This window comes from Cytophagia bacterium CHB2 (genome assembly GCA_030263535.1).
GTDB lineage: Bacteria > Zhuqueibacterota > Zhuqueibacteria > Zhuqueibacterales > Zhuqueibacteraceae > Coneutiohabitans.
Map to the genome: position 1 here is coordinate 1 of SZPB01000546.1, position 3,074 is coordinate 3,074.

Below are 3,074 nucleotides of genomic sequence, written 5' to 3' on the forward strand. Positions count from 1 at the left end.
GGCAGGCTGCCGACGAACTGGCCGGTCACGGTCACGGCGGCCGGCTGTGCCTCGGCGGCCAGGTCCATACCGGTCTTGGCGAGGCCGAAGTCGAGAATGCGCGGCTCGCCGTCGGCGCTGAGCAACGCCATCGCGGAAAAGTACGGCGAAAAGCTCGACCGGGGCAAAAACTACAGACAGATTATCCTGGACTCGGTCCACGCCAGTTTAGGCAGGTTGGGAACCGACCATGTCGACATTCTGATGTGTCCGCACGGTGCCTCCACGCCCGCGGAGTTGCGCAACTATCCGGCTCCGGCGTTTTTGGTGGATGGCAGTAAACCCGGCGAGTTGAGCAATGTGAGCACAAAAGCCGATTGGGAGTTTGCCCACAAACTGCGCGAATACAAATTTACCATTATTGCTGGAAGCCTGTCGGCGGATAATCTCGCCCTGGCGGTTCGTCTCGCGCAACCGGATGGCGTCGATCTGTCCAGTTCGGTCGAGAGCAAAGCGGGCGTGAAAGACGCGGCGAAACTGCGCCACTTCTTTGCAACCGTGAAGAAACTCGATTACCAGGAAAGCCGCTTGCAACAGGGTTTCTTCTCACTCGTGTAACTCAACCTCAAGTTATCCTCTATGCGATTGCTCGCCACATTCCATTTGCTGTTGATCGTAATCGCCGTCAATTCGAACGAAGCGCAGGCGCAAACCCGCTATGGTGTGCGCAGCGGCTTTTATCTGGACAGCGACGCGCTGTTTCTCGGCGGGCACTTGACGCACCCGATCGCAAAGCGCTGGCGCGCCAATCCCAATCTCGAAATTGCATTTGTCGAGCACGGGTCATTGTTTTCAATTAACGGCGATTTTTTGTATGATTTCCCGGTGCGCCAAAGTCCGCGCTGGTATGCCGGCGGCGGTTTGGGCATCAGCCATTGGTCTTACCGCGAGGTCCGTGATACGGATATCGGTTTGAACGGCATCTTTGGCGCGCGCTTTGGTAGAAGTAAAACCCTGCCGTTTGCTTTTGTCAAGTTGCTGATGTTTAGTCACAGCGAGTTTGTCATCGGCGGCGGCGTGACGTTTTAGCTTCGCAAACGGACACAAGCGGCTGCGAACTTACCTCCAAAAGAAATGTCTCCGCTCACACTAGCCTTTCGAGAATACGGTACAGGCCCAAAAACATTGGTTATTCTGCACGGCCTGCTGGGCTCCTCACAGAACTGGCAGCGGGTGGCCAAATCACTGAGTGCAAAGTACCGCATCCTGGCTGTTGATCTGCGCAATCACGGGGAGTCGCCGCACACGCCCGAACACAGTTTCGCAGCCCTGCGAGAAGATCTCAAGAATTTTTTTGATCAACACAATTTGGAAGCAGCTTATGTGCTGGGCCATTCGATGGGCGGCATGGCGGCCATGGAGTTTGCGTTTCATTATCCCGAGCGCTTGCGCGGCGTAATTATTGAAGATATTGCACCGCGCGCCTATCGCAGCTCGTCAGTAGGAATTTTGGAGGCTTTGGCAGAGTTGCCTATCGCACAATTCTCCACGCGCCAGCAAGTTGATGAGGCCTTATCAAAAAAACTCGCCAACGAGACCACGCGGCAATTTGTGCTGACCAATTTGGTTCGAAACGAGGACAATTCTTTTGGTTGGCGCGTGAATCTGCCGGCTTTATTGGCGTTTCAAACAGAGATGGCGGCTTATGAACCGCCGGCTCACGCGCGTTTCGAGGGCCAAACTCTTTTTATCGGCGGGGAAAATTCCGATTATCATCTCGACCACGATCACGCCCTTATTCTCTCCCATTTTCCCAATAGCAAATTGACCATGATACCCAATGCCGGGCATTGGATTCACTTCGAGGCGATGGAGGAATTTAATAAACGAGTTGAACAGTTTTTGGATCATGGCTTGACGAAATCCAGTTGACCGGATGCCGTTATTGCAGTAGGTCTTTTTTGTTGGCTTTCCGCCGGAGATAGATCAAAACTCCCCCCGCGAGTATCATTCCGATGCTGATCATTTGCGCCAGCGTCATCCAATCAAAAGCGATTTTGGGCGTGCGGCGCCAGAATTCCGTGATGAAGCGCTCACTGCCTGCGGCAATCAGATAAAGTCCGAACAACGTTCCCGGCGCAAAAGGGCGCTTGCGAATTCTCCAGACGAAGAAAAAAGCAGTCAGTAACAAAATAATATCGTACAGCGGCGTCGGGTGTACGCGTTCCGTAGTCGGCACTACGCCGTTGGGAAATGCCATGGCCCAGGGCACGTCAGAGGGCGGGCCATAATCACCGTCTGCCGAGAGAAAGCAGCCCATGCGACCGAAACTTTGCCCAACTAACAACAGCATTGCGACAATGTCAACGGTTTGCCAGAAGGGCATTTTGTAATGATGAATCGCCCACATCACCGCGAGTGTGCCGCCGAACAAACCGCCGTACCACACCAGCCCGGCGCCGCTAAAAACCATCGCAAACGATTCGTCGAGGTGACGCCAATGTTTGACAATTATCGGAATACGTCCGCCCAGATAAGCGGCAAAAATGAGCAGTCCGGCATTTTGTTTGAGCAGCGGCAGCGTTGTCGCCGGAATTTTTTCTTTTTTGGCGGCGAAAAATTTCCAACCCCCAACAAGCAGGAGGCCGAGTAAAGCGCCATACCACGCGAATCCGCCCCGCCAGAACACGCTTGGAATCGGCTCGGCAAAGTCGGGCCAATGCTCGATGATGTAGTACAGGCGCGCGCCGACAAAGCCGCCAATGAGCGCCGCGGTCGAAATGGTAATCGCGAGATCCGGCTCGACCCCGAGGCGGCCAAACTCGCGGCGCATGATGAGGGCGCCCACGAGAAAGCCCAGCATCGCCATCAAACCGAAGCTGTGCAGGGTGACGGGACCAATGGTGAAGAGATCAGGATACATGCGTTAGGGAGTCGTTTGGGTTGGCGGTTTTTCCCATGAGCTTGGCGGGAGGGAGGCATCGCTTTTACGATAGCCATAACGCGCGGCAATGAGTTCGATGACGTGCGGCGGCTCGTGTGTTTGCAGCAGATTAAAAATCTCAGCGCGCACTTGAAAGGAGCCGTTGATCATG

4 protein-coding genes are annotated in these 3,074 nt (G+C 54.7%); 3 read left to right on the forward strand and 1 reads right to left on the reverse strand.

The genetic code is table 11. The annotated features are described in order from the left end of the window. Window positions 1-96: 96 nt before the first annotated feature. The 3 genes from FBQ85_28705 to FBQ85_28715 are packed head-to-tail and all read left to right on the forward strand — an operon-like array spanning window position 97 to window position 1,911. Window positions 97-597, forward strand: a complete 501-nt coding sequence (locus FBQ85_28705; protein MDL1879114.1) for a hypothetical protein — start codon at window positions 97-99, stop codon at window positions 595-597. 21 nt (window positions 598-618) lie between these two features. Next, window positions 619-1,068, forward strand: coding sequence for a hypothetical protein (locus FBQ85_28710; GenBank protein ID MDL1879115.1), 450 nt, complete (start codon window positions 619-621; stop codon window positions 1,066-1,068). 45 nt (window positions 1,069-1,113) lie between these two features. Then, entirely contained in the window at window positions 1,114-1,911 is a 798-nt protein-coding gene (locus FBQ85_28715; protein MDL1879116.1) for an alpha/beta fold hydrolase, read from the forward strand. A 10-nt stretch (window positions 1,912-1,921) separates the two neighbouring features. On the opposite strand, the gene FBQ85_28720 is transcribed toward FBQ85_28715, so the two are convergent. Continuing rightward, window positions 1,922-2,902, reverse strand: coding sequence for a prolipoprotein diacylglyceryl transferase (locus tag FBQ85_28720; GenBank protein MDL1879117.1), 981 nt, complete (start codon window positions 2,900-2,902; stop codon window positions 1,922-1,924). Between the last annotated feature and the right edge of the window lie 172 nt (window positions 2,903-3,074).